Below are 26,784 nucleotides of genomic sequence, written 5' to 3' on the forward strand. Positions count from 1 at the left end.
CTCCGCGTCCGGGCCGGCGTCAGCTCACGGTCACCACGTAGTCGGTGTGCCAGTCGGGTGACGGGCAGTCCTCCACCGCGGCCACCACGTCCAGCGTGCCGCCCGGCAGCACCTGCCCGGCGACGGTCGAGGGGTCGATCACCACGGCCGGGTCGATGAAGACCGCGTCGTGGTAGCGCGGCCCGGTCGGGTAGTGGCAGCTCAGCGTGCGCGGCCCGGTGGCGGTGCAGCCGTACGGGGGCGTGCCGGTCAGCGTGGTGTGCTCGGGCACGGTGATCGCCAGGTCGATCGGGTGCCGCGAGTACGAGGGGCCCGCGTTGTACACCCACAGCGGCAGGTTGATGGTCGCCCCGGGCGCGCCGGTGAGGTCGCCCGGCTGCGGGACGGGGTGCCCGGCCTGCCAGGCGGAGGAGGCGCCGACCATGAAGTGGGCCTTGGTGTCGGCGGTGGTGAGGCTGTACGCGGTGGTGTGGCCGGACTGGTCCGGGTCACCCGGGTAGTAGGCCTGGACGTCGCCGCTGATGGTGATGAACGGGTCGGTGACCGGCGCGACGTACAGCGCCAGCCGCTCGACCGAGGCCGCCCCCGGTGCCAGCCCGGCCGGGATCTTGTAGGAGCTGCCGGTGCCGAAGTAGGTCAGGGTGACGGCCGGGTCGGCCGACTGCACCACGCCGGGCGCGGGGAAGTGCACCACCACCAGGGTGTCGTCGGTGGTGGCGGACGGGCCCCGGTTGGTGACCTTCACCTCCAGGGTCCCGGTCTCGCCCGGGACCACCGGGTGCTGCGGCGGGCAGACCTCCAGGGACAGCTGCGCGGTCGCCGGTGGCGCCGCGAGGGGGGCGGTGGCGGCCTGGGCCGGCCCCGCCACGAGGAGCACGGAGAGCGCGGCCAGGGCGGTCGCGCGCAAGGTTCGCATCATGACCATCACGCTCCCCCCGCCCGCCACGCAGGGCAAGCGGGCGGCTGCCGTCCGTAGCAACGAGGACGGCAGCCACCCGCCAGGGGCCTCAGCGCAGCAGCCCGGCGTCCATCCCCGTCGACTCGGCCGGGAGGGCGACCAGCCCCAGTTCGGCCGGCGAGGCCAGCCGGGGGTGCGCGGGCAGCACCCGCACGGTGTAGCCGAACGGCCCGGTGCGGCCGAGCTCCAGCGAGCCCTCGTAGCGGGTGCGGCCGTCCAGGTCGGGCCCGCCGACCGGCTTGAGGGCGAGCACCTCGGCGTCCGAGATGCCGTCCGTCTCGTCGACCCGGCCGGAGACCACCTGCACCTCGACGTCGCCCGGTTCCAGCGCGCCGAGCGCGACCTGCACCCGCAGCGCCAGCGAGCTGCCCAGCTCCTGGGCCTCGGCCGGGCAGTCCGCCTCGACGTGCTCGACCCGCACGCCCGGCCAGCCGTCCCGGACCTTGGCCTTCCAGCCGGCCAGCTCCCGGGCGCAGGCGTGGTCCCGGACCGCCAGCTCGCGCTGGGCCAGCGCCGCCGGGGTGTACAGCCGCTCGACGTACTCGCGCACCATCCGCCCGGCCAGCACCTTGGGGCCGAGGGTGACCAGGGTGTGCCGGACCATGGCGATCCAGCGGTGCGGCAGCCCGTCCGAGCCCCGGTCGTAGAACCGGCCGGCGACCTGCTCCTCGATCAGGTCGTACAGCGCGGCGGCCTCGATGTCGTCGCGCCGCTCGGCCTCGCTGCTCTCCGGGTCGAGCACCCCGGCGTCCTCGTCGGCGGTGGGGATAGCCCAGCCGTTCTGGCCGTCGTACCACTCGTCCCACCAGCCGTCCAGGACGGACAGGTTGAGGCAGCCGTTGAGCGCGGCCTTCATCCCGGAGGTGCCGCAGGCCTCCAGCGGGCGCAGCGGGTTGTTCAGCCAGACGTCGCAGCCCGGGTAGAGGTGCTGGGCCATCGCCATGTCGTAGTCCGGCAGGAAGACGATCCGGTGGCGCACCGTCGGGTCGTCGGCGAAGGCGACCATCTGCTGGATCAGCCGCTTGCCCCCGTCGTCGGCCGGGTGGGCCTTGCCGGCGACCACGATCTGCACCGGCCGGGTGGGGTGCAGCAGCAGGGCGCGCAGCCGGGCCGGGTCGCGCAGCATCAGGGTGAGCCGCTTGTACGAGGGCACCCGGCGGGCGAAGCCGATGGTGAGCACGTCGGGGTCGAGCACCGAGGAGACCCAGCCGAGTTCGGCCTCGCCGGCCCCGCGCTGGCGCCAGGAGGCGCGCAGCCGGCGGCGGGCCTCCTCCACCAGCTGGGCCCGCAGGCTGCGGCGCAGGTCCCAGATCTCGGTGTTGCCGATCCGCTCCAGACCGGTCCAGCGCTGGGTGTCGCCGGTGGTCATCGCCTCCTCGGCGCGTTCGGCGCCGATCTCGGCGGCGCCAAGGCGGACCACGGCCGGGTCGATCCAGGTGGCGGCGTGCACCCCGTTGGTGACCGAGGTGATCGGCACCTCGGCGGAGTCGAAGCCGGGCCAGAGGCCGTTGAACATCGAGCGGCTGACCTCGCCGTGCAGGGTGGAGACCCCGTTGGCGCGCTGGGCGAGCCGCAGGCCCATGGCGGCCATGTTGAAGAGCTTCGGGTCCCCGCCGGCCCAGGTCTCGGCACCGAGGGCGAGCACCGGCTCGACCGGGACGCCGGGCAGCGCGGCGTCGCCGTCGAAGTGACGGGCGACCAGCTCGCGGTCGAAGCGGTCGATGCCGGCCGGAACGGGCGTGTGGGTGGTGAACAGGGTGCCGGCCCGGACGGACTCCAGGGCGGCGGCGAAGTCCAGCCCGGCCCCGGTGGCGACCAGTTCGCGGATCCGCTCGACGCCGAGGAAGCCGGCGTGGCCCTCGTTGGTGTGGAAGACCTCGGGAGCGGGGTGCCCGGTGAGCCGGCAGTAGGCGCGCACGGCCCGGACCCCGCCGATGCCGAGCAGCATCTCCTGGAGCAGCCGGTGCTCGCTGCCGCCGCCGTAGAGCCGGTCGGTGACGTCCCGCTCGGCGGGCGAGTTGGCCTCGATGTCGGAGTCGAGCAGCAGCAGCGGGACCCGCCCGACCTGGGCCTTCCAGATGTGCGCGGCCAGGGTGCGGCCGCCGGGCAGGGCGAGGTCGACCCGGCAGGGGGTGCCGTCGGCCTCCCGGAACAGGCTGACGGCCAGTTCGTCCGGGTCCAGCAGGGGGTAGCGCTCCTGCTGCCAGCCGCTCCGGTCGAGGGACTGCCGGAAGTAGCCGTGCCGGTAGAACAGCCCGACGCCGATGATCGGGACGCCGAGGTCGCTGGCGGCCTTGAGGTGGTCGCCGGCCAGGATGCCGAGACCGCCGGAGTACTGGGGCAGCGCGGCGGCGATGCCGTACTCGGGTGAGAAGTAGGCGATGGCGGTGGGCGGCGGGGTGGCTGCGCCGTCCTGTTGGGCCTGGTACCAGCGCGGGCCGGTGAGGTACTCGCGCAGGTCGTCGGCGAGGTCGCCGAGTCTGCGCAGGAAGCGCCGGTCGGCGGCGAGCGCGGCCAGCCGGGCGGCCGGGACCTCCCCGAGCAGCCGCACCGGGTCCTCGCCGGTCGCGGCCCAGACCTCCGGGTCCACGGACCGGAAGAGGTCCCTGGTCTCGGGGTGCCAGGACCAGCGCAGGTTGAGGGCCAGCTCGTGCAGCGGCTGGAGTTGTTCGGGCAGGACGGTGCGGACGGTGAATCTGCGGATTGCCTTCACAGCGGTGAAGCGTAGCCGCGACGCTCGGTCCGACTACGGGTCAAGTGGACTATTGGGCATCCGTTCGGCCTATTGATGAGATCGCATTCGGCGCACTGGTCTGCACGGGGGGCGCGCGAGGCGCACATTTCCGGGCGTCGCGCTACCAATGCGTGAACTCCGCGGAACAGATCCATTTCCGGCCGCTCCCCGGCCCCGGACAAAACCCGAAACTACTGTCGTACCGCTGCGAAAACCGCGTCGCCGATGCGAGGATGGCCGAAGGTCGTTGATGCCTCGGGGACAACGACGACGGGTGGCGTCCCCCGTGGAACAGCACGTCCGAATCCTTTTCGCGTTGATCGTTCCCCTTCTCCCTTAGCCCGTTCGGCGCTCACCGCGCACCGGCGCGTGTCCTCGCGCACGGTCGGCTCGTTCACGGGTCGACCGGCCCGCCCGGGGGCGTGCCCGCGGAGGCGTGCGCCGGAACGCGCACCGGTTCCGGGGCGCCCCGCCACCGGTTCGGCGGGCGCCGGGCAGGTTGCCGGGGACAGCGGCGCGGGCAGGCTCCGGTCGCACGTCCACCCCACCCAGCAGTCCTCCCGGTACTCCCCCCGGCCCACCCCCGGCCCGCGGGAGCTGCCGCTGATCTCGGGCAGGAGTTTGGCATGCACGGTGACACGCGGGACCAGTCCACACCGGTGGCCGACAGCGTCGACGCAGCGGTCGCGGAATCCGCCGGGCGGATGGATTCTGACACTCGGACAGACCCGGCGATGCCGTCGCCCCGGGTGTCCGGGGCGGTCCGTACCGAATCCTCCGCAGCACAGGCTCCCGCGGCACAGCCCTCCGCAACGGCCCCACACCCCGGGGCCGAGGAGGGCCCGGCGGCGGCACCGCGCAGGCGCGCCACCACCACGCGCCGCAGCACCGCCGCCGCGGGGGCCGGCGCCGCGGCCGCCTCGCCGGAGCCCTCGGGAGCCGCCGCGAAGACGCCCGCGCGCACGACCCCCGCCCGCAAGACCGCCGCCCGCAAGACCGCCACCAAGCCCTCCGCCCGCAAGACGACAGAGAGCGACACCGTGATCGGCCGCATCCCCGTCCTGGACGTCAGCCCCCAGATCGACGCCGGCCGCCGCCCGGCCAAGGCCGTCGTCGGCGAGACCTTCCTGGTCACCGCGACCGTCTTCCGCGAGGGCCACGACGCCGTCAACGCCAACGTGGTGCTGCGCGACCCGCGCGGCCGCAGCGGCCCGTGGACGCCGATGCGCGAGCTGGCCGAGGGCACCGACCGCTGGGGGGCGCACGTCACCCCGACCGCGCCCGGCCGCTGGTCGTACCTGGTGGAGGCGTGGAGCGACCCGGTCGCCACCTGGCGCAGGACCGCCGCCGTGAAGCTCCCGGCCGGGATCGACACCGCGCTGGTCCTGGAGGAGGGCGCCCGGCTGCTGGAGCAGGCCGCCGCCGGGGTGCCGAAGAAGGAGGGCCGGGCGCACGTGCTGGCCGCCGTGGACGCGCTGCGCGACCCGGGCCTGCCGCCGCTCTCCCGGCTGGCCGCCGCGCTCGCCCCCGAGGTGCTGGAGCTGCTGGCCCGCTACCCGCTGCGGGAGCTGCTCAGCGCCTCCCGTCCGCTGCCGCTCCAGGTGGACCGCGAGCGCGCGCTGTTCGGCTCCTGGTACGAGTTCTTCCCGCGCTCGGAGGGCGCGGTGGTGGACCCGAACGGGGTGGAGCCGCCGCGGTCGGGCACCCTGCGCACCGCCGCCGAGCGGCTGCCGGCGATCGCCGCGATGGACTTCGACGTGGTCTACCTGCCGCCCGTCCACCCGATCGGACGAGCGTTCCGCAAGGGCCCGGACAACACCCTGACGGCCGGTCCGCACGACGTCGGCTCGCCGTGGGCGATCGGCTCGCCGGAGGGCGGCCACGACGCCGTCCACCCGGACCTCGGCACCATCGAGGACTTCGACCACTTCGTCGCCGAGGCCAGGGCGCTGCACCTGGAGGTGGCGCTGGACTTCGCCCTCCAGTGCTCCCCGGACCACCCGTGGGTGAACAAGCATCCGGAATGGTTCAGCCATCGCGCCGACGGCACCATCGCGTACGCCGAGAACCCGCCGAAGAAGTACCAGGACATCTACCCGGTCAACTTCGATCAGGACATGGACGGAATCGTCAAGGAAACCGTCCGGATCCTCCGGTTCTGGATGTCGCACGGCGTCCGGATCTTCCGGGTCGACAACCCCCACACCAAACCGGTGGTGTTCTGGGACAAGGTGCTCGGCGACATCGCCCGTACCGACCCGGACGTGGTGTTCCTGGCGGAGGCGTTCACCCGCCCCGCGATGATGCACACCCTGGCGAAGATCGGTTTCCACCAGTCGTACACGTACTTCACCTGGCGCAACACCAAGCGCGAACTCACCGAGTACCTCACCGAACTCACCGGCGACGCGGCCGCCTACATGCGCCCGAACTTCTTCGCCAACACCCCGGACATCCTGCACGCCTACCTCCAGCACGGCGGCCGCGCCGCCTTCGCGATCCGCGCCGTGCTCGCCGCCACCCTCTCCCCCAGCTACGGCGTCTACGCCGGCTACGAGCTGTTCGAGAACGAGCCGGCCCACCCCGGCTCCGAGGAGTACCTGCACTCGGAGAAGTACGAGCTGCGCCCCCGCGACTGGAACCGCACCGACACCCTCGCCCCGCTGCTCACCGTGCTGAACCGGCTGCGCCGGCGCCACCCCGCCCTGCAGCAGCTGCGCGACCTGCGCTTCCACCCGACCGACAACGAGCAGGTGCTCGCCTACTCCAAGACCGCGACCACCCCCGACGGCCTGACCGACCGGGTCATCACGGTGGTCAACCTCGACCCGCACCACGTCCAGGAGGCGACCGTCACGCTCGACGGCGACGGGCCCCACGCGGTGCACGACGAGCTCACCGGCGCCGCCTACACCTGGGGCCGGCACAACTACGTCCGGCTCGATCCCTCAGCCGAGCCGGCTCACCTCCTCACGGTTCGGAGGAACCCAGCGTGACAGTGAACGAGCCCGTCCCCGACACCTTCCCGGAGACCTCGAAGAAGAACCTGGACCCGGAATGGTTCAAACGTGCGGTCTTCTACGAGGTGCTGGTGCGGTCCTTCCAGGACAGCAACGGCGACGGGGTCGGGGACCTCAAGGGGCTCACGGCCAAGCTCGACTACCTGCAGTGGCTCGGCGTCGACTGCCTCTGGCTCCCGCCGTTCTTCGCCTCGCCGCTGCGCGACGGCGGGTACGACGTCGCCGACTACAAGTCGGTGCTGCCGGAGTTCGGCGACCTCGCCGACTTCATGGAGTTCACCGACGCCGCGCACGCCCGCGGCATGCGCGTGATCATCGACTTCGTGATGAACCACACCAGCGACCAGCACCCGTGGTTCCAGGCCTCCCGGGCGGACCCCGACGGGCCGTACGGCGACTTCTACATGTGGGCCGACGACGACAAGCAGTACCCGGACGCCCGGATCATCTTCGTCGACACCGAGACCTCCAACTGGACCTACGACCCGGTGCGCAAGCAGTACTACTGGCACCGGTTCTTCTCCCACCAGCCGGACCTCAACTACGACAACCCCCGCGTCCAGGACGAGATGATCGCCGGGCTGCGGTTCTGGCTCGACCTCGGCATCGACGGCTTCCGGCTGGACGCGGTGCCGTACCTGTTCGCCCGCGAGGGCACCAACTGCGAGAACCTCCCGGAGACCCACGAGTTCCTCCGGCGGGTCCGCAAGGAGATCGACGCCGACTACCCGGACACCGTGCTGCTCGCCGAGGCCAACCAGTGGCCGGAGGACGTGGTCGACTACTTCGGCGACTTCACGGCCGGCGGCGACGAGTGCCACATGGCGTTCCACTTCCCGGTGATGCCGCGGATCTTCATGGCCGTGCGCCGGGAGTCCCGGTACCCGGTGTCGGAGATCCTGGCCAAGACCCCGGCGATCCCGGGCGGCTGCCAGTGGGGCATCTTCCTGCGCAACCACGACGAGCTGACCCTGGAGATGGTCACCGACGAGGAGCGCGACTACATGTACGCGGAGTACGCCAAGGACCCGCGGATGCGCGCCAACGTGGGCATCCGCCGCCGGCTCGCCCCGCTGCTGGAGAACGACCGCAACCAGATCGAGCTGTTCACCGCCCTGCTGCTCTCCCTGCCCGGCTCGCCGGTGCTCTACTACGGGGACGAGATCGGCATGGGCGACAACATCTGGCTGGGCGACCGGGACGGCGTGCGCACGCCGATGCAGTGGACCCCGGACCGCAACGCGGGTTTCTCCTCCGCCGACCCGGGCAGGCTCAGTCTGCCGCCCATCATGGACCCGGTGTACGGCTACCAGGTGACCAACGTCGAAGCGCAGCAGAGCAGTTCGAGTTCACTGCTGCACTGGACGCGTCGCATGATCGAGATCCGCAAGCTCAACCCGGCGTTCGGCCTGGGCACCTACACCGAACTGCCGTCCAGCAACCCCGCCGTGCTGGCCTTCGTGCGCGAGTACGAGGGGGACCTGGTCATGTGCGTGAACAACTTCTCGCGGTTCGCGCAACCGACCGAGCTGGACCTTCGGCAGTACGGCGGGCGGTACCCGGTCGAGCTGATCGGCGGAGTGCGCTTCCCGTCGATCGGCGAGTGGCCCTACCTGCTCACGCTGGCCGGGCACGGCTTCTACTGGTTCCAACTCCGGCAGCCCCCGCGCACGAGCGGAACCGGGCGGTCGAAGTAACGATCCGCCGTGCCCTGCCACCAGCGGCCCGCACAGCACCACCAGACCCTCCGGGGGCGCGAGTTGACCCCCGCGCCCCCGGAGTTCTCTGCACCACCGCGTACGGAGAACAGCCCAACGGCCACCCACACGAAGGCGTGACACCCGAGCCGTGCTCGCGTGCCGCGACCGCCGCGCCGCCGAAATCCGGAAGACTGACGGACCCCGGCCACGACCCGTCGGGCCGTCCGCGTGCTTCCGGGGAAAGGGAGTCATGTCCGAAACCTCCCGTTCGCAAGCCCATGTGCAGCACGACGCCCCGGCCGGCTCCGCCGCGCACCCGGGCGCGCGGGGCACCGGGGTCCGGAGAACGGCCCTGGGCGTCAGCGAGCTCGTCCAGGCGGCCCTGCCGCTGATCGCCGACTGGCTCCCCACCCAGCGCTGGTACGCCGGGAAGGGACGCCCCATCACCGGACTCGTGCCGGTGGTCGGCACCCCGCTGCAGGTCGGCGACCCGGCCCTGCTGCACCTGCTGCTGCGGGTCGAACACGCCACCACGGCCGGCCTCCCGCACGGCGACACCTACCAACTGCTGCTCGGCGTCCGCTCCCAGGGGCCCGCCGGCATCGAACCCGGCGCCGTGCTCGGCCGGCTCACCCAGGGCCCGTACGACGGCGCCGCCCTCTACGACGCCGTGCACGACCCCGAACTCACCGGACGCCTGCTGGAACACCTGGCCACCGGCGACCGGTTCGGCTCGCTGTCCTTCCGCCGCACCCCCGGCTCCGGACTGCCCGCCAACCTCCCCGGCCGCGCCTCCACCGCCGAACAGTCCAACAGCTCGGTCATCTACGGCACCTCGTACATCCTCAAACTGTTCCGGCGCATCCACCCCGGCACCAACCCCGACCTGGAGCTCTCCCTCGCCCTCTCCCGGGCCGGCTCCACCCGCATCCCCCGGGTCGCCGCCTGGTTCGAGAGCCGGATGGAACGCGCCGAACCCGCCACCCTCGGACTGCTTCAGCGCTACCTGCCGGACGCCGAGGACGGCTGGGAGCTCGCCCTCGACCAGGTCGGCCGGCTCAAGGGCGACCGCTCCCCCGGCAACTTCGCCATCGAGGCGCACCGGCTCGGCCGGGCCACCGCCGAGGTGCACCGGGTGCTCGCCCGCTCCATGCCCGTCGCCCGGCTCGACCGCACCCAGACCGGCCGGCTCGCCACCGCGATGGCCGACCGGCTGGACAGCGCCGTCGCCGCCGTCCCCGGCCTGCTGCGCTTCCGCGCCGCCCTGCGGGCCGCCTTCCAGCAGCTCGCCGACGCCCACCCGGACGGCCTGCCGGTCCAGCGCATCCACGGCGACCTCCACCTCGGCCAGGCCATGCGCACCCCGCACGGCTGGGTGCTGCTGGACTTCGAGGGCGAGCCCGCCAAGTCCGTCAGCGAGCGCCGCGAACCCCAGCCCGCCCTGCGCGACGTCGCCGCGATGCTGCGCTCCTTCGACTACGCGGCCGCCCACCTGCTGGCCGGCGGCCCGGTCGACCCCGAGCTGGCCCACCTCGCCGCCGCCTGGGCCCAGCGCAACCGCACCGCCTTCTGCGCCGGCTACACCGCCGGGGGCGGCGCCGACCCGGCCGCCTCGCCGGAGCTGATGCGGGCGCTGGAGATCGACAAGGCGGTGTACGAGGTGGTGTACGAGGCCCGGCACCGGCCCAGCTGGCTGCCGATCCCGCTCGCCGCGATCAACCGGCTCGCCCTGTCCGTCTGACCCGCGCTCCCGCCCCGCCCGCCCGCCACGAGTTCGCCCATCCCCGCCGCTGGAGGACCACACCGTGACGCCGCTCGACCCGACCGGCCGCCCCACCCGCCCCGTTCCGGCCACCTTCCTGGCCGGGGCCGCCGAACCCGGGGCCGCCGAACCCGGGGCCGCCGAACCCGGGGCCGCCGACCGCGGGGGCTCCGAACGCGGGGCCGCCGACCACGGGAGCTCCGAACGCGAGAGCTCCGGCCGCGGGGGCTCAGCACCCGGGGCCGCCGCCCCGGCCGGTCCCCCCGCGGACGCCCCGGCCGGCGCCCTGCGCCTGCCCGACGCCCCGCTGCCGCCGGCCGAGGTGGACCGGCTGGTGAACGGGCAGCACCACGACCCGCACGCCCTGCTCGGCGCCCACCCGGTGCACGGCGGGACGGCGATCCGGGTGCTGCGCCCGTTCGCCGAGCGGGTGGTGGTGGAGACCGCCCACGGCCCCGCCGAACTCACCCACCAGCAGGGCGGGCTGTTCACCGGCCTGCTGGCGGGCGGCGAACTCCCGGACTACACCCTGCTGGTGACCTACCCCGACGGCGAACCGCTGCGCCAGCACGACGGCTACCGCACTGCGCCCACCCTCGGCGAACTCGACCTGCACCTGATCTCCGAGGGCCGGCACGAACAGCTCTGGCAGGCGCTCGGCTCGCACGTGCGCACCGTCGACGGCGTGGCGGGCACCGCCTTCGCGGTCTGGGCGCCCAACGCCGTCGGAGTGCGGCTGATCGGCGACTTCAACCACTGGAACGGCACCGGCCACCCGATGCGCTCGCTGGGCTCCTCCGGTATCTGGGAGCTGTTCGTCCCCGGCCTCGCCGAGGGCGCCACCTACAAGTACGAGATCCACACCCGGCAGGGCTGGGTCCTCGACAAGGCCGACCCGCTCGCCCGGGCCGCCCAGTGCCCGCCCGGCACCGCCTCGGTGGTCACCTCCTCCGCCTACCGGTGGCAGGACGACGAGTGGATGGCCCGCCGGGCCCGCACCGCGCACCACCGGGCCCCGATGTCGGTGTACGAGCTGCACCTGGCCTCCTGGCGGCCCGACCTCACCACCTACCGCGCCATCGCCGAGGAACTGCCGCGCTACCTCAAGGAGTTGAACTTCACCCACGTGGAGTTCATGCCGGTGATGGAGCACCCCTTCGGCGGCTCCTGGGGGTACCAGGTCTCCGGCTACTACGCCCCCACCGCCCGGCTCGGCTCCCCGGACGACTTCCGGTACCTGGTCGACACCCTGCACCGGCACGGCATCGGCGTGATCGTCGACTGGGTGCCCGCGCACTTCCCCAAGGACGACTTCGCCCTCGCCCGCTTCGACGGCGAGCCGCTGTACGAGCCCGCCGACCCGCAGCGCGCCGAGCACCCCGACTGGGGGACGCTGGAGTTCGACTACGGCCGCACCGAGGTGCGCAACTTCCTGGTCGCCAACGCCGTCTACTGGTGCGAGGAGTTCCACATCGACGGCCTGCGGGTCGACGCGGTCGCCTCGATGCTCTACCTCGACTACTCCCGCGAGGGCGGCGGCTGGACGCCCAACCAGTACGGCGGCCGGGAGAACCTGGACGCGGCGGCCTTCCTCCAGGAGATGAACGCCACCGTCTACCGGCGCTGCCCCGGCGTGATCACCATCGCCGAGGAGTCCACCGCCTGGGACGGCGTCACCCGGCCCACCGACGCCGGCGGCCTCGGCTTCGGGCTCAAGTGGAACATGGGCTGGATGCACGACTCGCTGGTCTACATGTCCAAGGAGCCGGTGCACCGCAAGTACCACCACAACGAGATCACCTTCTCGATGGTGTACGCCTACTCCGAGAACTACGTCCTGCCGATCTCCCACGACGAGGTCGTCCACGGCAAGCAGGCCCTGGTCTCCAAGATGCCCGGCGACTGGTGGCAGCAGCGCGCCAACCACCGCGCCTACCTGGGCTTCATGTGGTCCCACCCCGGCAAGCAACTGCTCTTCATGGGGCAGGAGTTCGCCCAGGGCGCGGAGTGGGACCACGAGCAGGGCCCGCAGTGGTGGGTGCTCGACGAGCAGTGGCCCGCCCACCGGGACCACCAGGGCGTGCGCCGCCTCGTCCGCGACCTCAACCGGACCTACCGCGACACCCCCGCCCTCTGGGAGCTGGACACCACCCCGGACGGCTTCCGCTGGCTGGACGGCGGCGCCGCCGAGGACAACCTGCTCTCCTTCGTCCGCTTCGCCGCCGACGGCACCCCGCTGGTCGCCGTCTGCAACTTCTCCCCGGTCGTCCGGCACGGCCACCGGGTCGGCCTGCCCGCCCTGGACGGCCGCGAGCAGCTCTGGGAGGAGCTGCTGAACACCGACGCCGAGGCCTACGGCGGCAGCGGCACCGGCAACTCCCGCCCGATCAAGGCCGATCCGGTCGAGTGGAACGGCCAGCCCCGCTCCGCCGAACTGGTCCTGCCCCCGCTCGCCACCCTCTGGCTCCGGCCCGCCTGACCCCGTAGGCTCCCCGCCTGGCAGTGATCGTCGGCAGGCGGGGGGCTTGCTCGTGTACGTGGTCCTGGCACTGGCCTATCTGCTGCCGCCGCTGGTCTGCTGGGCGTTCCTGGTCCGCACCCGGGCCGTCGGAGCGGCCGTCCTCGCCGTCCTCGCCGCGCTGGCCCTCGCGCTGGTCGGCCTGGAGCAGGAGTGGTACTTCACCCGCGCCACCGCCGAGATCGAGGCCGGGTACCCGCTCGCGGCCGGCCTGGTGGTGCCGGCGGGCGCACTGGTCGAGCGGCGCCTGCGCGGCCCCCGACCGGAGCGGCAGTTCTACCACCCGGTCGCCGGAGCGGCCGTCGCGCTCACCGTCCACGCCCTGGTCGGAGCGGCCGTCGCCGTCGCCTACCCGCTGTTCGCCCACGACGCCTTCCTGCCGAGCGCCGCGGAGGTGGCCGTCCCCGCCGGCCTGACCGTCACCCGCACCGACGGGGGCTACTGCGGCTCCGACTTCTGCTCCCGCACCCTCACCATCGGCAGCACCACCGGCCTGCCCGCCGCCGAACTGGAGGCCCGCATGCGCGCCGCCCTCACCGCCGACGGCTGGACCGCGGGCCGCGACGGCGCCCTGCTCCGCCCGCACGGCTGGCTGCTGGACCGGCGCCTCTCCACCATCTACCTCAACGGCCGGGAACTGGACCTGTCCGGCTCCGAAGCCGCCAACACCGCCCGCTGACCGCCTCGGTGACCGCCCCGCCGACCTCCCCGGTGGGCGTCACCGGGGAGCCGTGACCGGGAACCCGAGCTCCTCGGCGGCCCGGCCGAGCTCGCGGTCGTAGGTGACGAAGTCGGTGAGTTCGGCGCGGAAGGGCTCCGCGCTGGCCAGGTGCAGCGCGTCCAGCGAGCCCAGCCGCGGGGTGCGGTAGGCGAGCGCCCTGGCCAGCACCGCGCTGCTGAGGTCGACCCGGTAGGCCCCCCGGAGCGCCTGGTCCACGTGGTACGGGACCAGCTGGTGCGACAGGCCCGCGCGGAGCAGCGTGCGGGTGATCTCCAGCCGGGCCAGTTCGCTGGTGATCAGTTCGGTGCCGTCGGGAAGCGCCTCCCGCCAGGCGCGCAGCGCGGCCGTCTCCGGCTCCGGCTTGATGCACTTCAGCAGTGCGCAGGAGTCCAGGTAGATCAACGGTCGCGCTCCCGGTTCCGGTCCTCGATCAGCAGGTCCGACAGGCTGCCGACGTCCGGCAACAGGTCGAGGGCGAGCTCGGGCATGCCCTGGTCGGTGGGCGGAGTGACCTCGCCGGCCGCGACCAGGCGTTCGAGGGTCGACTCCGGGGCCGTCTCCGGCACCATTCGCAGCACGGGCCGCCCGCGGTCGGTCACGACGATCGTCGCACCGGCCCGGACCCGCGCGACCGCCTTCGACGGGTTCTGGTTCAGCTCACGCAGCCCCATGGTCTCCATACCGGCCAATGTAACTACATGACGTAGGTACATCAAGGGCGGGCGGTGCCGCAAGTCCCCGGTCCGGGCCCTTGGTCCCTTGCCCTTCCCCCCCTGCCTCTGCTCGCGGACGGGCGTTCGCGGTGCGAAGGTATGGTCGAGATGACCACCTTCCGAGACGACGGGACGGAGACATCCGCGTGGCGCGCAGCGTGTACGTGACCGGGATCGACCGGGGGGACGGCCGGCAGGCCGTCGAACTCGGGGTCATGGAACTGCTCACCCGCCAGGTGGACCGGGTCGGGGTGTTCCGTCCGCTGGTGCACGCGGCCGCGCCCGGCGAACCCGGCTCCGACCACGTCGTCGAGCTGCTGCGCGGACGGTACCGGATCGACCTGCCGGGCCCGGAGCTGTACGGGCTCGGCTACGAGGAGGCCGCCGCGCTGCAGGCCGCCCGGGGGCAGGACGAGCTGGTCTCCGCGCTGGTCGACCGCTTCCGCGCGCTGGAGCGGCGCTGCCAGGCGGTACTGGTGCTCGGCACCGACTTCGCCGACACCAACATCCCGGACGAGCTGGCCTTCAACGCCCGGCTCGCCAACGAGTTCGGCGCCGCCGTGCTGCCGGTGGTCGGCGGCCAGGGCAAGGACCCGGAGGCCGTGATCGCCGAGGTGCTGGGCGCCCACCGGGCGTACACCGACCTCGGCTGCGAGACCCTGGCGATGATCGCCAACCGGACCTCCCCCGGGGCCAAGCAGCGGATCCAGCGCGCGCTCACCGAGCGGCTGCCGATCCCGGCGTACGTGATCCCGGAGGAGCCGGCCCTGGCCGCGCCGACGGTCGCCCAGCTGGTGGAGGCGACCGGCGCCGAGGTGCTGCTCGGCGACGCGGCCGGTCTGGCCCGGGACGTCCGCGGCTTCGTCTTCGGCGGCGCCATGCTGCCCACCTTCCTGGACGCGCTGACCGAGGGCGCCCTGGTCGTCACCCCCGGGGACCGCGCCGACCTGGTGATCGGCTCGCTGGCCGCGCACGCGGCGGGCGCCCCGCCGATCGCCGGCGTGCTGCTGACCCTCGGCCAGCACCCCGGCCCGAACGTGCTGGCGCTGGCCGCCCGGCTCGCCCCCGGCACCCCCGTCGCGGTCGTCCCGGAGGGCAGCTGGCCCACCGCCGCCACCCTGACCCACCTGGAGGGCAAGCTCACCACGGCCAGCCCCCGGAAGGCCGAGATCGCCCTCGGACTCTTCGAACTGCACGTGGACACCGTCGAGTTGACCAACCGGATCGAGGTCGGCCGGTCCGAGCGGGTGACCCCGATGATGTTCGAGCACGAGCTGCTGGAGCGCGCCCGGGCCGGCCGCCGGCACGTGGTGCTGCCCGAGGGCACCGAGGAGCGGGTGCTGCGGGCGGCCGAGATCCTGCTGCGCCGCAACATCTGCGACCTCACCCTGCTCGGCGAGGTCGACGCGGTGCGCCGCAAGGCCGCGAGCCTGGGCATCGTCCTCCCGCAGGACGACCCGGGCGCCGACCGTGCCCAGGTCCGGATCGTCGACCCGAGCACCAGCCCGCTGCGCCGCCAGTTCGCCGAGCTGTACGCCCGGCTGCGCGCCCACAAGGGGATGACCGTCGAGCTGGCCCTGGATGTGGTCACCGACGTCTCCTACTTCGGCACCCTGATGGTCCAGGAGGGCATCGCCGACGGCATGGTCTCCGGCGCGGTGCACTCGACCGCGGCGACCATCCGCCCCGCCTTCGAGGTGATCAAGACCTCGCCGGGCGCGTCCATCGTGTCGAGCGTCTTCTTCATGTGCCTGGCCGACAGGGTGCTGGTGTACGGCGACTGCGCGGTCAACCCGGACCCGGACGCCCAGCAGCTGGCCGACATCGCGATCCAGTCGGCCGCCACCGCCGCCCAGTTCGGGGTGGAGCCGCGGGTCGCGATGCTCTCGTACTCGACCGGCACCTCCGGCTCGGGCGCGGACGTCGACAAGGTCCGCAAGGCCACCGAGCTGGTCCGCGCGCTGCGGCCGGACATCCTGGTGGAGGGCCCGATCCAGTACGACGCGGCGGTGGACGAGCACGTCGCGGCCACCAAGCTGCCGGGCTCGCCGGTGGCCGGGCGGGCGACCGTACTGATCTTCCCGGACCTCAACACCGGCAACAACACCTACAAGGCCGTCCAGCGCTCGGCCGGCGCGGTCGCGGTCGGCCCGGTGCTGCAGGGGCTGCGCAAGCCCGTCAACGACCTCTCCCGCGGCGCGCTGGTCGAGGACATCGTCAACACCGTGGCGATCACCGCCATCCAGGCCCAGGACGACAAGGAGCCGCAGGCATGACCGGAGGGACGCGCGTCCTCGTTCTCAACGCCGGCTCCTCGTCGGTGAAGTACCAGCTGATCGACATGCTGGACGGCTCCCGGCCGGCCTCCGGGCTGGTGGAGCGGATCGGCGAGGCGGGCGGCCGGCTGGTGCACACCCCGCGGTCCGGCGAGCGGCGCGAGCTGGTGCAGGCCTTCCCGGACCACTCGGCCGCGCTGAAGGCCGTCGCCGAGGAGCTGGCCGCCGACGGCCTCGGGCTGGACTCCCCCGAGCTGGCCGCGATCGGCCACCGGGTGGTGCACGGCGGCAAGCGGTTCACCGAGCCGACGGTGATCACCGACGAGGTGCTCCGGGAGATCCGCCGGCTGATCCCGGTCGCGCCGCTGCACAACCCGGCGAACATCACCGGCATCGAGGTGGCCCGGGCACTGCGGCCGGACCTGCCGCAGGTGGCGGTGTTCGACACCGCCTTCCACGCCTCGATGCCCGAGTACTCGGCCCGCTACGCGATCGACAAGGCCGTCGCCGACGAGCACCGGGTGCGCCGCTACGGCTTCCACGGCACCTCGCACCAGTACGTCTCGCGGGCCACCGCCCGGCTGCTCGGCAAGGACCCGGCCGAGGTCAACGTGATCGTGCTGCACCTGGGCAACGGCGCCTCCGCCTCGGCGGTCAGCGGCGGCCGCTGCGTGGACACCTCGATGGGCCTCACCCCGCTGGAAGGCCTGGTCATGGGCACCCGTTCGGGTGACATCGACGCGGGCGTGGTGTTCCACCTGCACCGGGTCGGCGGCCTGTCCGTCGACCAGATCGACGACCTGCTCAACCGCCGCAGCGGGCTGCGCGGCCTGTGCGGCGAGAACGACATGCGGGAGATCATGCGCCGCGCCGACGAGGGGGACGCGGACGCCAGGCTCGCCTTCGACGCGTACGTCCACCGGCTGCGCAAGTACATCGGCGGCTACTACGCGGTGCTCGGCCGGGTGGACGCGATCGCGTTCACCGCGGGGGTCGGGGAGAACGCGGCGCCGGTGCGTGCGGCGGCCACCGCGGGACTGGAGGAGCTGGGCATCGCCGTGGACCCGGAGCTGAACTCGGTGCGCTCGGGCGACGCCCGGATCATCTCGCCCGAGTTCTCCCGGGTGGCGGTCGCGGTGGTGCCGACCGACGAGGAGCTGGAGATCGCCCGGCAGGCCTTCGCCCTGGTGCACCACGAGGGCGAGCTGTCCGAGGACTGACACGGAATCGTCTCGTTCCTCGGGATCATTCGTCGGCGATTCCTCCCGGTCCGTGCCGAATACACCCATAACACGAACGGATAGACTGATCCATATGCGCCGAGCGAAAATTGTCTGCACCCTGGGTCCGGCCACGGACTCCTACGAACAGCTGAAGGCCATCGTCGAGGCGGGCATGAACGTCGCCCGACTGAACATGAGCCACGGCAACCACGCGGACCACGAGGAGCGGTACCGGAAGGTCCGCCAGGTCTCGGAGGACACCGGCAAGGCCATCGGCGTCCTGGCCGACCTCCAGGGTCCCAAGATCCGTCTGGCGACCTTCGCCAACGGCCCGGTGACCGTCGACAACGGCGACGAGTTCACCATCACCACCGAGGACGTCCCCGGTGACCAGCACATCTGCGGCACCACCTACAAGGGCCTGCCCGGCGACGTGAAGCCCGGCGACCCGATCCTGATCAACGACGGCGTCATCGCCCTGGAGGTCGTCAGCGTCGACGGCCCGCGGGTGAAGACCGTGGTGGTCGAGGGCGGCGTGCTCTCGAACAACAAGGGCATCAACCTGCCCGGTGCGGCCGTGAACGTGCCCGCCCTGTCCGAGAAGGACAAGGACGACCTGCGCTTCGCGCTGCGTCTGGGCGTCGACATGGTCGCGCTGTCCTTCGTCCGCAACGCCGAGGACATCAAGGACGTCCACGAGGTCATGGACGAGGTCGGCATCCGGGTGCCGGTCATCGCCAAGATCGAGAAGCCGCAGGCCGTCGAGGCCATGGAGGAGATCGTCCTCGCCTTCGACGCCATCATGGTCGCCCGCGGCGACCTGGCCGTCGAGTACCCGCTGGAGCGGGTGCCGCTGGTCCAGAAGCAGCTGATCACCCTGGCCCGCCGCAACGCCAAGCCGGTCATCGTCGCCACCCAGATGATGGAGTCGATGATCCACGCCTCGCGCCCGACCCGCGCCGAGGTCTCCGACGTCGCCAACGCCATCCTGGACGGCACCGACGCGGTGATGCTCTCCGCCGAGTCCAGCGTCGGCAAGTACCCGGTCGAGACCGTCCGCACCATGAGCCGGATCTGCGAGAAGGCCGAGGAGGAGCTGGTCTCCCAGGGCCTCCAGCCGCTCAACCCGGGCCGCAAGCCGCGCACCCAGGGCGGCTCCGTCGCCCGCGCCGCGTGCGAGCTGGGCGACTTCCTGAACGGCAAGGCGCTGATCGCGTTCACCAAGTCCGGTGACACCGCGCGCCGGCTGTCCCGCTACCGTTCGCCGATCCCGGTGATCGCGTTCACCCCGGACGCGGCCACCCGCAACCAGCTCTCGCTGAGCTGGGGCGTCGAGTCGTACGTCACCGAGCAGGTGGCCACCACCGACGCGATGGTCGCGCAGGTCGACCGCGAGCTGCTGAAGCTGGGCGAGCTGGGCGAGGGCGACACCGTGATCGTCACCGCCGGTGTCCCGGTCGGCATCCCCGGCACCACCAACATGGTGCAGGTGCACCGCCTGGGCAGCCACGGCGAGTGACACCCCGGTAGTACGAACGCCGGTGGGGCGGTCCTCCTGTACGGGAGGGCCGCCCCACCGGCGTTGCCGGGTCCGCTACTTGTCGCTGTAGGGCGCGTCGTCGTTGAACAGGTGCATCCCCGGGATGTGCAGCGTGCCGCCGAACTGGCCGGCCTGCTTGGCGGTCACCCCGGTCAGCTCGATGTCCAGCGGGATCGGGATGGCGCCGATCAGGTCGTACAGCCAGCGGGGCAGGGTGTCCGGGGTGAGGGTGATCTCGCCCAGGTCGATCGGGATCGGCAGGCCGAGCAGCTTGGACAGGTGGCCGGACAGCCGCTCCACGTACATGGTGACCGGGCCGTTGCGCATGGTCGAGGTCGAACCCGGGGCGCCCTGGACGTGGAAGGTGACGCCATTGCCCTCCAGGGTCGACATGTCGAGGTTCTCGATGTCCACGCTGTCCACCACGAACTTCAGCACCCGCTTGGTGCCGGTCGGGGTCTTCACGTCGTAGACGCCGTGGAAGACCGCGCCGTGCAGGCCGAGCCGGCTGGTCCGGAGCGTCCAGTTCTGCTCCGGGACGACGTGCTCGGCGGTGGCCGCGCCGGCGGTCAGGTTCCGGGTGTCCACGGCGCAGTTGGGGTTCGCGGTGGGCGAGCCGGACGGGGTGGGGGTGGCCGAGGAGCTCGCCGACGCACCCGCCGACGGGGTCGCGGACGGGGCCGCCTTGCCACCACTCGCCTTGCCGCCCGCCTTGCCGCTGGGGGCGGCGGCGGCCGGCGAGGGCTGCCCGCCCGAGGGCTGCCCGCCCGAGGGCTGGGCGGCGGACGGCCCGTCCGAGGACCGGTCGGCGGGCGGCGCGGCCTGCTGGGTGCCGGCGGCCGGGGCCTGCGGCTGGGCGGGCTGCGCCGGGGTGCCGACCCGCGGGGCGGGGGCGGCCGGCCCCTGGGGGGTGGCACTCGGTGTCGCGCTCGGCGTCGGACTGGCCGAACTGCCGGGGTTCAGCAGGTGGTTGATGCCGCCGACGATGTCGTCGATCAGCCCGGCCTGGCTCGCGGTGGCCGTGCCGGCCTCGGTGCCCCGGTAGACGGCGCTGACCGCGCCGGAGCCGCCGGTGGTGGCGGAGCGGACGGCGGGCTGGGTGGCCGTCGTCGCCGGGGGCTTCACCGGCGCGGTGGTCGGCGCGGTGGTGGGCACCGTGGTGGGCGCCTGGGTCGGCGTGGTGGTCGGCAGCGAGCTCGGGCCGGACGAGGGCGGCGCCGTCGGGCTCCCGGTCGCCCCGGGCGTACCGGTCGGCGCGGGCGGCGGCTCGGGCAGCTCGCTCTTGGGGACAGGCGTCTCCTCGACCGGCGCCACGTCCGGCACGGTCACCGGGGCGTTGCCGCACGGCTTGCCCGCGGCGGACTCGGCCACCGCCGGGTTGGGCGTGTAGGCGGCCGCCATCAGCAGCGCGGTCGGCACCGCGGCCATCGCCAGGGCGCGGCCTCTCAGCCGGACCCGGACCGGCGGGCGCGGCGCGGCGTGCCGGCCGGAGCGCTGCGCGGGGACGGCCGTGCCCTCTGCTTGCTCGGCCGGCCCGGTCACCGCGCCCCCTCCTGCTCCCCGGCGGTGCCCTGCTTCGGAACGGCGGCCTCGGCGGGCTCGACGGCGGGCTCGGCGGCGGGCTGGGCGGCGGGCTGCTCGGGTGCGCCGCCCTGGGCGGGCAGCTTGGCGGTGGGCGCCTCGGTGGCGGCCTCGGCGGTGGTGGCCTCAGCGGCGGTGGCCGTCTCGGTGGCAGCGGTCTCGGCGGCGGCGGTCTCGGCGGCGGCCGTCTCGGTGGCGACGCTCTCCGCCACCGCACCGTCCGCCTGCTTGCCGTGCCGTGCGCGCCGCCCCTTGGCCGGCGCGGTCGCGGTGGACGGCTCCGGCAGCGGCGCCCAGGAGACCATCAGTCCGCCGCCGATCAGACCGGGCAGCAGGGAGAGGCCGAAGCCCGCGAGGTTGGAGACCGGGATCGAGACCAGCGTCAGCAGGATGGTCGCGATGCCCGCGAAGACCCGTACGGCGGGCTGGAACCAGGCGGTCAGCCCGAGGATGATCATCAGCACCCCGATGATCAGCGACCCGGCACCGGCCGTGGTGGACATCGCGATGGTCAGCCCGCCGAAGGTCAGGTGGGCGTACGGGAAGTAGAGGATCGGGACGCCGGCGATCATGGCCAGCAGGCCGCCCCAGAAGGGCCTGGAGCGGCGGAATTCACGGAAGTGCCGCCAGAGCCACCCGATGGGGTTCTGCTGACGGGGCCGTGTCTCGACCGTTGCGCTGGACATGGTGCAGCTCCTCGACGTCGCTACGAGGGAAGAACGAAAAAGGTGGGTGCCGGGGGCGGCGGTCGCCCGCCACCCCCGGCCCCGGGTTGCCCGGTCATCCGGGCACGCCGGTCGGCGTGCCGTCAGACGTGGCTCAGAAGCACTCGTTGCCCGCGCCGTCGCCGCTCTTGAGCGCGAGGTTGAGGCCGTTCAGCTTGAACGTGCCGGCCGAGGTGGCCCGCGCGGTCTGCTGAACGCCGCTCAGGTCGGCGGTCTTGGCGGACTGGGCGAAGCCGGTCGCGCCGGACGGCAGGCCGGCGCCGCCGCCCGCCTTGGTGACACCCGCGTGCGGGGCCCAGCCCTGGGTGGCCGTACCCGAGAGGGTGGAGGCGTCCTGGCCGATGTTCATCTGGCTGAAGGTCGCGTCCGCCTTGAGCTGCTCAAGGTCGATCAGCAGGTTGTCGGCCTGGACCGGCTTGCCCGCCTCGGTGCCGGCGTGCAGCTGGAGGGTGATCTTGCCCAGGCCGAACGCGGACAGGTCCGTCACCACCGACTGGCACAGGTTGGTGATGTCGGCGTGGTCGAAGGCCGAGACCGCGACCGGGTGGGGCTTGCCGTTCGCCTCGATGTCGACCGAGCCGAACTGAGCGAAGTTGGTGCCGTGCAGCTGGTCGGTGCTGACCTTGAACTGCTGGCCGGAAATGCTGAACGAGGCGGCGAGCGCGCTGTTGGCGATCGAGACGCCGACCATCGCGGTGGCCGCGACGCTCGGCACCATCACCAGGGCGAAGCGCTTCCAGCGGGTCTTGCCGTAGGTCTTGGACATGCGAGTCCTCCTTCTAGGACGTACATCTCCGGCCTCCCGGCGGCGCGTCCCGCGCCGGTGGGAGCCTGGGATGGGAGAGAGCTACGTCCTCGGTAGCGGAGAGCGCCTCGGTCGTCGTCGGCCCGGGAGCGGCCTGCGTGCTGCGGCACTCCCGTCCCGTAACCGGCCGTCCTTGCGGGACGACGGGTCGGACCGACGACATCGGCGATCACCCCCGAGCGACAACCAGCGACCGCGCAGGGCCGCGCGGCCGGTCGAGGACAGGAACCGCCGTGGGACCGCGGATACCCCCCTGCCCTCCCTACCGCCGACCGGAGCCGGCGGATCACCCGGTGGGGATCCCGCACTCCGCGTGGCCGACGGGCTGTCGGAGGGTGTGGAGTCAGGGACCGGGCGTGGCCGATCGTGCTTGAATCCCGGGCGAAGCACAAGGGGTGCCTTACTGACGGGTAATGCAACACCAGGTGGCATTGATCATGGAATCGACCCGCATTGCACCGTGCGTGACGTGTTGAAGGAAACGTGACGGCGAAATCTGCCGGAAACAGCAGCGAAACACCCGTGGGTGGTCACGGATAGTGACCACCCACGGGTGAAATCAAGATTTGGTAAACCTCTGTCCGGTTGACCGGATTGTCGCCAAATCACCAGGCGACACCGCAGGTCATCCGAGGTGCCAGGCACCCGGTGCCAGCACCGGGCCGGGCCGCCGCGGGGGCGGCTCAGAACACCCGGCTCAGAACAGCCGGCTCAGAACAGCACGCGGGCCAGCGCCGCACGGGCCACGACCACCCGCGGGTCCTCCGGGCCGATCACCTCGAACAGCTCCAGCAGGCGCCGCCGGACGGTGTCCCGGTCCTCCCCGAAGGTCCGGCCGACGGTGTCCACCAGACGCCCGAAGGCGTCCTCGACATGACCGCCCACCAGGTCCAGGTCGGCGGCCTGGAGCTGGATGCCGATGTCCTTCGGGTCGGCGGCGGCGGCCGTCCGGACCGACTGGAGGTCCAGGCCCTCGACCCGCTGGAGCAGCTCGGCCTGGGCCAGGCCCAACTTGGCCTCGGTGTTGCCCGGCTGGTCGACCAGCACGTTCCGGTACGCCTGGATGGCGCCGCTCAGGTCGCCGGCGTCCAGCGCGTCGTGCGCGGCGGCCAGCGCCGGGTCCTCCGGCCGCTGCGGGGCGGCGGCGCCGGCCTCGCCCGGGACGACCGAGCCGCCGGAGATGCCGAAGCGCTGCTCGGCGACCAGGATCAGCTGGTCCAGCACCTTGCGGACGTTGGCGGCGCTCTCCGCGCCCTGGAACAGCGGCACCAGCTGACCGGCCACCACGGCCATCACGGCCGGGATGCCCTGGATGCCGAACTGCTGGGCGATCAGCTGGTTGGCGTCCACGTCGATCTTGGCGAGCACGAAGCGGCCGGCGTACTCCTCGGCCAGGCCCTCCAGGATCGGGCTGAGCTGCTTGCAGGGCCCGCACCACTCGGCCCAGAAGTCGATGACGACCGGCACCTCGGCGGAGCGCTGGACGACCTCCGTCTCGAAGGTGTCCTCGGTGACGTCGATGACGAGCTGGTAGGCGGGCTGGGGGGCGGCGACTCCGTCCGCTTCGGCGGCGGCCGCCTGACGGGCCCGCTCGGCCCGGGCCTGCTCGGCCTTCTGGGCGGCCTCACCGGCCGCCTTCACTGCGGCGAGGTCGACCGCACCGCGCAGGGAGGAGCTGTTGAGACGCGAATTCCGTGGCTGCATGGCACCATCCTCCCCCGTCCTCGCTGCTCGCGGGCGCCAACCTCCGGAAAGTCGCCCCGCGCGGGCTGCGCGGTGCGGGTTCCCGGCCGGTGCGCCCTTCCCCCGGTAGCCTGAACCGTTCGGCGCGGATCCCCACCCGCACCCGCGCCGCCCCGTCCCACGGGGTCGGCGCCTGGTTGTCACTGCTTTCGCTACAGGTCGTAGCGTAACTGGAGCCGGTGCCCCGGCCGCAAGCCCCACCGGCGGTTCGGGGACGTGAGCTGCCCCACTTTCCCGGGCCGCCCGACTGCCCGAATCCCCGAACAGTCGCTACCGTTACCAGCCCCACCCAGGTTACTTACCAGTAGATCGCAAGGAGGTCCGGTGCCGGCCGCCCAGCCCTCCGTGAGACCGGACGACGCCGTCCGGGACGGTGCCGTACGGGACGGCGCCGTACGGGCCAAGGGCCGCCCGCGCAGCGCCGCCGCCGACCTCGCGATCCTCGACGCCACCCGCGAGGCCCTCGCCGAACTCGGCTGGGGCGGACTGACCATGGGCCACGTCGCGACCCGGGCCGGGGTCGCCAAGACCACCCTCTACCGGCGCTGGCCCTCCAAGAACGAGCTGGTGGTCGACGCCGTCGCCAGCCTCTTCGACGAGCTGGTGATGCCCGACCTCGGCAGCCTGCGGGCCGACATCGAGGCCGTGGTCGGCCAGTTCGCCGACCTGCTGGCCCGCCCGGAGACCCAGGCCGCGCTGCTCGCCCTGTTCGCCGAGGGCACCCGGGACCCTCAGCTGCGCCGCCGGATCCGGGAGGCCATCGTGGACCCGCAGAAGCGGCTGGTCCGGCAGGGCCGGGCGGCCGCCCAGGCGCGCGGCGAACTGGAGGCGGACACCGACACCGCCTCGGCCCGCGAGGAGGTCGACATCATCTTCGACACCATCGCCGGCACCGTCGAGCACCGCGTGCTGGTCAGCGGAGAGCCGATCACCCCCGCGTGGACCCGCCGCTTCATCGACCTGCTGCTCGGACCGCTGGTCATCGGCTGACGGCACGCCGAAGCCGCCGTACGGACCTCCGTACGGCGGCTCGGACGTTCAACGGGTCAGAAGGCCGCGTTCTCCTGGTACGTCCCCCACTCCTGCCGCAGCGCGTTGCAGATCTCGCCCAGGGTCGCCTCGGCGCGCACCGCGTCCAGCATCGGCGGGATCATCGACTCGCCCGAGCGGGCCGCCGCCAGCATGGCGTCCAGCCCGGCCCGCACCGCCGCCTCGTCCCGGGCCGCCTTGCGCTCGCCCAGCACCCGCACCTGCTCGCGCTCGACCTCGTGGCTGACCCGCAGGATCTCCAGGTCGGGGGTGACGCTGCGCGGGTGGCAGTTGACGCCGACCACGCGCTTCTCGCCCTTCTCCACCGACTGCTGGTACTGGAAGGCCGCCTCGGCGATCTCGCCGGTGAACCAGCCCTCCTCGATCCCGCGCAGGATGCCGGAGGTGATCGGGCCGATCTCGTGGTCCGCCCGGCCCTTGTCCAGGATCCGTTGGAAGATCGCCTCGGCCTGCTGCTCGATCCGGTCGGTCAGCGCCTCGACGTACCAGGAACCGCCCAGCGGGTCGGCCACGTTGGTGACGCCGGTCTCCTCCATCAGCACCTGCTGGGTGCGCAGCGCGATCTCGGCGGCCTGCTCGGAGGGCAGCGCCAGGGTCTCGTCCAGCGCGTTGGTGTGCAGCGAGTTGGTGCCGCCGAGCACCGCGGAGAGCGCCTCGACCGCGGTGCGCACCACGTTGTTGTACGGCTGCTGCGCGGTGAGCGAGACGCCGGCGGTCTGGGTGTGGAAGCGCAGCCACTGCGCCTTGTCGGTCTTGGCGCCGAAGCGGTCGCGCATCCAGCGGGCCCAGATCCGGCGCGCGGCGCGGAACTTGGCGATCTCCTCGAAGAAGTCCAGGTGGGCGTCGAAGAAGAAGGACAGGCCGGGCGCGAAGACGTCCACGTCCAGACCGCGGGACAGGCCCAGTTCGACGTAGGCGAAGCCGTCCGCGAGGGTGTACGCCAGCTCCTGCGCGGCCGTCGCCCCGGCCTCGCGGATGTGGTAGCCCGAGACGGAGAGCGGCTTGTACGCCGGGATGCCCTGGGCGCAGTGCTCCATCAGGTCGCCGATCAGGCGCAGGTGCGGCTCGGGGGCGAAGAGCCACTCCTTCTGGGCGATGTACTCCTTGAAGATGTCGGTCTGCAGGGTGCCGTTGAGCACCGCCGGGTCCACGCCCTGGCGCTCGGCGGCGACCAGGTACATGCAGAAGATCGGGACGGCCGGGCCGCTGATCGTCATCGAGGTGGTGACCTCGCCGAGCGGGATGCCGGCGAACAGCACCTCCATGTCGGCGGCCGAGTCGATGGCGACGCCGCAGTGGCCGACCTCGCCGAGCGACTTGGGGTCGTCCGAGTCGTAGCCCATCAGGGTGGGCATGTCGAAGGCGACCGAGAGGCCGCCGCCGCCCGCGTCCAGGATCATCCGGTAGCGCTCATTGGTCTGCTGGGCGTTGCCGAACCCGGCGAACTGCCGGATGGTCCAGGTGCGGCCGCGGTAGCCGGTGGGGTGCAGGCCGCGGGTGAAGGGGTACTCGCCGGGCCAGCCGATCCGCTCGAAGCCCTCGACGGGCTGGCCGGGCGCCGGGCCGTAGACCGGCTCGACCTCGTCGCCGGAGAGGGTGGTGAAGTCCGCGTCGCGCTTGCGGGCCTTGTCGTACCGCTGCTGCCAGCGCTGGCGTCCGCGCTCGATGTCCTCGGCGTCCATGGGCCGAACTCCGCTCCGTACGGCCGCCACGGC

The 26,784-nt window shown here is 72.8% G+C and carries 18 protein-coding genes; 9 read left to right on the top strand and 9 right to left on the bottom strand.

Translation table 11 applies throughout. The annotated features are described in order from the left end of the window. Positions 1-19: 19 nt before the first annotated feature. Positions 20-919 (bottom strand): hypothetical protein, encoded by a 900-nt coding sequence (locus ACIQWA_RS11585; protein WP_402481102.1) that lies wholly within the window; start codon positions 917-919, stop codon positions 20-22. 88 nt (positions 920-1,007) lie between these two features. Next, on the bottom strand, positions 1,008-3,671 hold the full coding sequence (glgP, locus tag ACIQWA_RS11590) for an alpha-glucan family phosphorylase (RefSeq protein ID WP_402481104.1): 2,664 nt from the start codon (positions 3,669-3,671) through the stop codon (positions 1,008-1,010). 1,061 nt (positions 3,672-4,732) lie between these two features. Here glgP and ACIQWA_RS11595 point away from each other — a divergent pair. The 5 genes from ACIQWA_RS11595 (at position 4,733) to ACIQWA_RS11615 (ending at position 13,371) form a co-directional block, all read left to right on the top strand. Then, positions 4,733-6,688, top strand: a complete 1,956-nt coding sequence (locus ACIQWA_RS11595) for an alpha-1,4-glucan--maltose-1-phosphate maltosyltransferase (protein WP_360243767.1) — start codon at positions 4,733-4,735, stop codon at positions 6,686-6,688. Continuing rightward, positions 6,685-8,409: a maltose alpha-D-glucosyltransferase gene (treS, locus tag ACIQWA_RS11600; RefSeq protein ID WP_360243698.1), complete on the top strand. Its 1,725-nt coding sequence runs from the start codon at positions 6,685-6,687 to the stop codon at positions 8,407-8,409. The genes ACIQWA_RS11595 and treS overlap by 4 nt, the downstream gene beginning before the upstream one ends. A gap of 253 nt (positions 8,410-8,662) precedes the next feature. Beyond that, a complete protein-coding gene (locus ACIQWA_RS11605; RefSeq protein ID WP_360243701.1) occupies positions 8,663-10,153 on the top strand; it encodes a maltokinase N-terminal cap-like domain-containing protein in 1,491 nt (496 codons plus the stop codon). 64 nt (positions 10,154-10,217) lie between these two features. After that, positions 10,218-12,653: a 1,4-alpha-glucan branching enzyme gene (glgB, locus tag ACIQWA_RS11610; RefSeq protein ID WP_402481109.1), complete on the top strand. Its 2,436-nt coding sequence runs from the start codon at positions 10,218-10,220 to the stop codon at positions 12,651-12,653. Positions 12,654-12,699: 46 nt separating this feature from the next. Next, positions 12,700-13,371 carry a hypothetical protein gene (locus ACIQWA_RS11615; protein ID WP_402481112.1) on the top strand — a complete coding sequence of 224 codons (672 nt, stop codon included), beginning with the start codon at positions 12,700-12,702 and terminating at the stop codon, positions 13,369-13,371. A 39-nt stretch (positions 13,372-13,410) separates the two neighbouring features. Here ACIQWA_RS11615 and ACIQWA_RS11620 read toward each other — a convergent pair whose 3' ends face one another. Both ACIQWA_RS11620 and ACIQWA_RS11625 read right to left on the bottom strand, forming a co-directional pair. Next, a complete protein-coding gene (locus tag ACIQWA_RS11620) occupies positions 13,411-13,815 on the bottom strand; it encodes a type II toxin-antitoxin system VapC family toxin (RefSeq protein ID WP_402481116.1) in 405 nt (134 codons plus the stop codon). After that, positions 13,812-14,093, bottom strand: a complete 282-nt coding sequence (locus ACIQWA_RS11625) for a type II toxin-antitoxin system prevent-host-death family antitoxin (RefSeq protein ID WP_360243713.1) — start codon at positions 14,091-14,093, stop codon at positions 13,812-13,814. The genes ACIQWA_RS11620 and ACIQWA_RS11625 overlap by 4 nt, the downstream gene beginning before the upstream one ends. Before the next feature lie 179 nt (positions 14,094-14,272). Here ACIQWA_RS11625 and pta point away from each other — a divergent pair, with 179 nt between their 5' ends. The 3 genes from pta (at position 14,273) to pyk (ending at position 19,144) form a co-directional block, all read left to right on the top strand. Beyond that, on the top strand, positions 14,273-16,402 hold the full coding sequence (gene pta / locus ACIQWA_RS11630) for a phosphate acetyltransferase (protein ID WP_402481119.1): 2,130 nt from the start codon (positions 14,273-14,275) through the stop codon (positions 16,400-16,402). Next, positions 16,399-17,622, top strand: coding sequence for an acetate kinase (locus ACIQWA_RS11635; RefSeq protein WP_360243719.1), 1,224 nt, complete (start codon positions 16,399-16,401; stop codon positions 17,620-17,622). Before pta ends, ACIQWA_RS11635 begins: the two co-directional genes overlap by 4 nt. Before the next feature lie 94 nt (positions 17,623-17,716). Further along, positions 17,717-19,144, top strand: a complete 1,428-nt coding sequence (gene pyk, locus ACIQWA_RS11640; RefSeq protein ID WP_360243722.1) for a pyruvate kinase — start codon at positions 17,717-17,719, stop codon at positions 19,142-19,144. Between the two features lie 75 nt (positions 19,145-19,219). Here the strand turns inward: pyk and ACIQWA_RS11645 are convergent, their stop codons facing one another. From ACIQWA_RS11645 to ACIQWA_RS11660, 4 genes are all read right to left on the bottom strand, one after another. After that, on the bottom strand, positions 19,220-20,707 hold the full coding sequence (locus tag ACIQWA_RS11645) for a hypothetical protein (RefSeq protein ID WP_402481122.1): 1,488 nt from the start codon (positions 20,705-20,707) through the stop codon (positions 19,220-19,222). Continuing rightward, positions 20,704-21,432, bottom strand: coding sequence for a DUF6114 domain-containing protein (locus ACIQWA_RS11650; RefSeq protein WP_402481125.1), 729 nt, complete (start codon positions 21,430-21,432; stop codon positions 20,704-20,706). Before ACIQWA_RS11650 ends, ACIQWA_RS11645 begins: the two co-directional genes overlap by 4 nt. Positions 21,433-21,565: 133 nt before the next feature. Continuing rightward, positions 21,566-22,237 carry a DUF6230 family protein gene (locus ACIQWA_RS11655; RefSeq protein ID WP_360243731.1) on the bottom strand — a complete coding sequence of 224 codons (672 nt, stop codon included), beginning with the start codon at positions 22,235-22,237 and terminating at the stop codon, positions 21,566-21,568. A 750-nt stretch (positions 22,238-22,987) separates the two neighbouring features. After that, a complete protein-coding gene (locus ACIQWA_RS11660) occupies positions 22,988-23,980 on the bottom strand; it encodes a tetratricopeptide repeat protein (protein ID WP_360243734.1) in 993 nt (330 codons plus the stop codon). A gap of 384 nt (positions 23,981-24,364) precedes the next feature. Here ACIQWA_RS11660 and ACIQWA_RS11665 point away from each other — a divergent pair, with 384 nt between their 5' ends. After that, entirely contained in the window at positions 24,365-25,009 is a 645-nt protein-coding gene (locus tag ACIQWA_RS11665) for a TetR/AcrR family transcriptional regulator (protein WP_402481601.1), read from the top strand. A 56-nt stretch (positions 25,010-25,065) separates the two neighbouring features. Here ACIQWA_RS11665 and ACIQWA_RS11670 read toward each other — a convergent pair whose 3' ends face one another. After that, entirely contained in the window at positions 25,066-26,751 is a 1,686-nt protein-coding gene (locus ACIQWA_RS11670) for a methylmalonyl-CoA mutase family protein (protein WP_360243737.1), read from the bottom strand. Positions 26,752-26,784: the final 33 nt, after the last annotated feature.

The organism is Kitasatospora sp. NPDC098652 (genome assembly GCF_044760155.1).
In the GTDB taxonomy this organism is placed as follows: domain Bacteria; phylum Actinomycetota; class Actinomycetes; order Streptomycetales; family Streptomycetaceae; genus Kitasatospora.

Excerpts from the sequence above, each read along its gene's own strand:
- ACIQWA_RS11585 (WP_402481102.1), bottom strand. The coding sequence starts at position 919 with ATGATGCGAACCTTGCGCGCGACCGCCCTGGCCGCGCTCTCCGTGCTC.
- ACIQWA_RS11605 (WP_360243701.1), top strand. The coding sequence starts at position 8,663 with ATGTCCGAAACCTCCCGTTCGCAAGCCCATGTGCAGCACGACGCCCCG.
- ACIQWA_RS11625 (WP_360243713.1), bottom strand. The coding sequence starts at position 14,093 with ATGGAGACCATGGGGCTGCGTGAGCTGAACCAGAACCCGTCGAAGGCG.
- ACIQWA_RS11635 (WP_360243719.1), top strand. The coding sequence starts at position 16,399 with ATGACCGGAGGGACGCGCGTCCTCGTTCTCAACGCCGGCTCCTCGTCG.
- pyk (WP_360243722.1), top strand. The coding sequence starts at position 17,717 with ATGCGCCGAGCGAAAATTGTCTGCACCCTGGGTCCGGCCACGGACTCC.
- ACIQWA_RS11650 (WP_402481125.1), bottom strand. The coding sequence starts at position 21,432 with ATGTCCAGCGCAACGGTCGAGACACGGCCCCGTCAGCAGAACCCCATC.
- ACIQWA_RS11655 (WP_360243731.1), bottom strand. The coding sequence starts at position 22,237 with ATGTCCAAGACCTACGGCAAGACCCGCTGGAAGCGCTTCGCCCTGGTG.
- ACIQWA_RS11660 (WP_360243734.1), bottom strand. The coding sequence starts at position 23,980 with ATGCAGCCACGGAATTCGCGTCTCAACAGCTCCTCCCTGCGCGGTGCG.
- ACIQWA_RS11670 (WP_360243737.1), bottom strand. The coding sequence starts at position 26,751 with ATGGACGCCGAGGACATCGAGCGCGGACGCCAGCGCTGGCAGCAGCGG.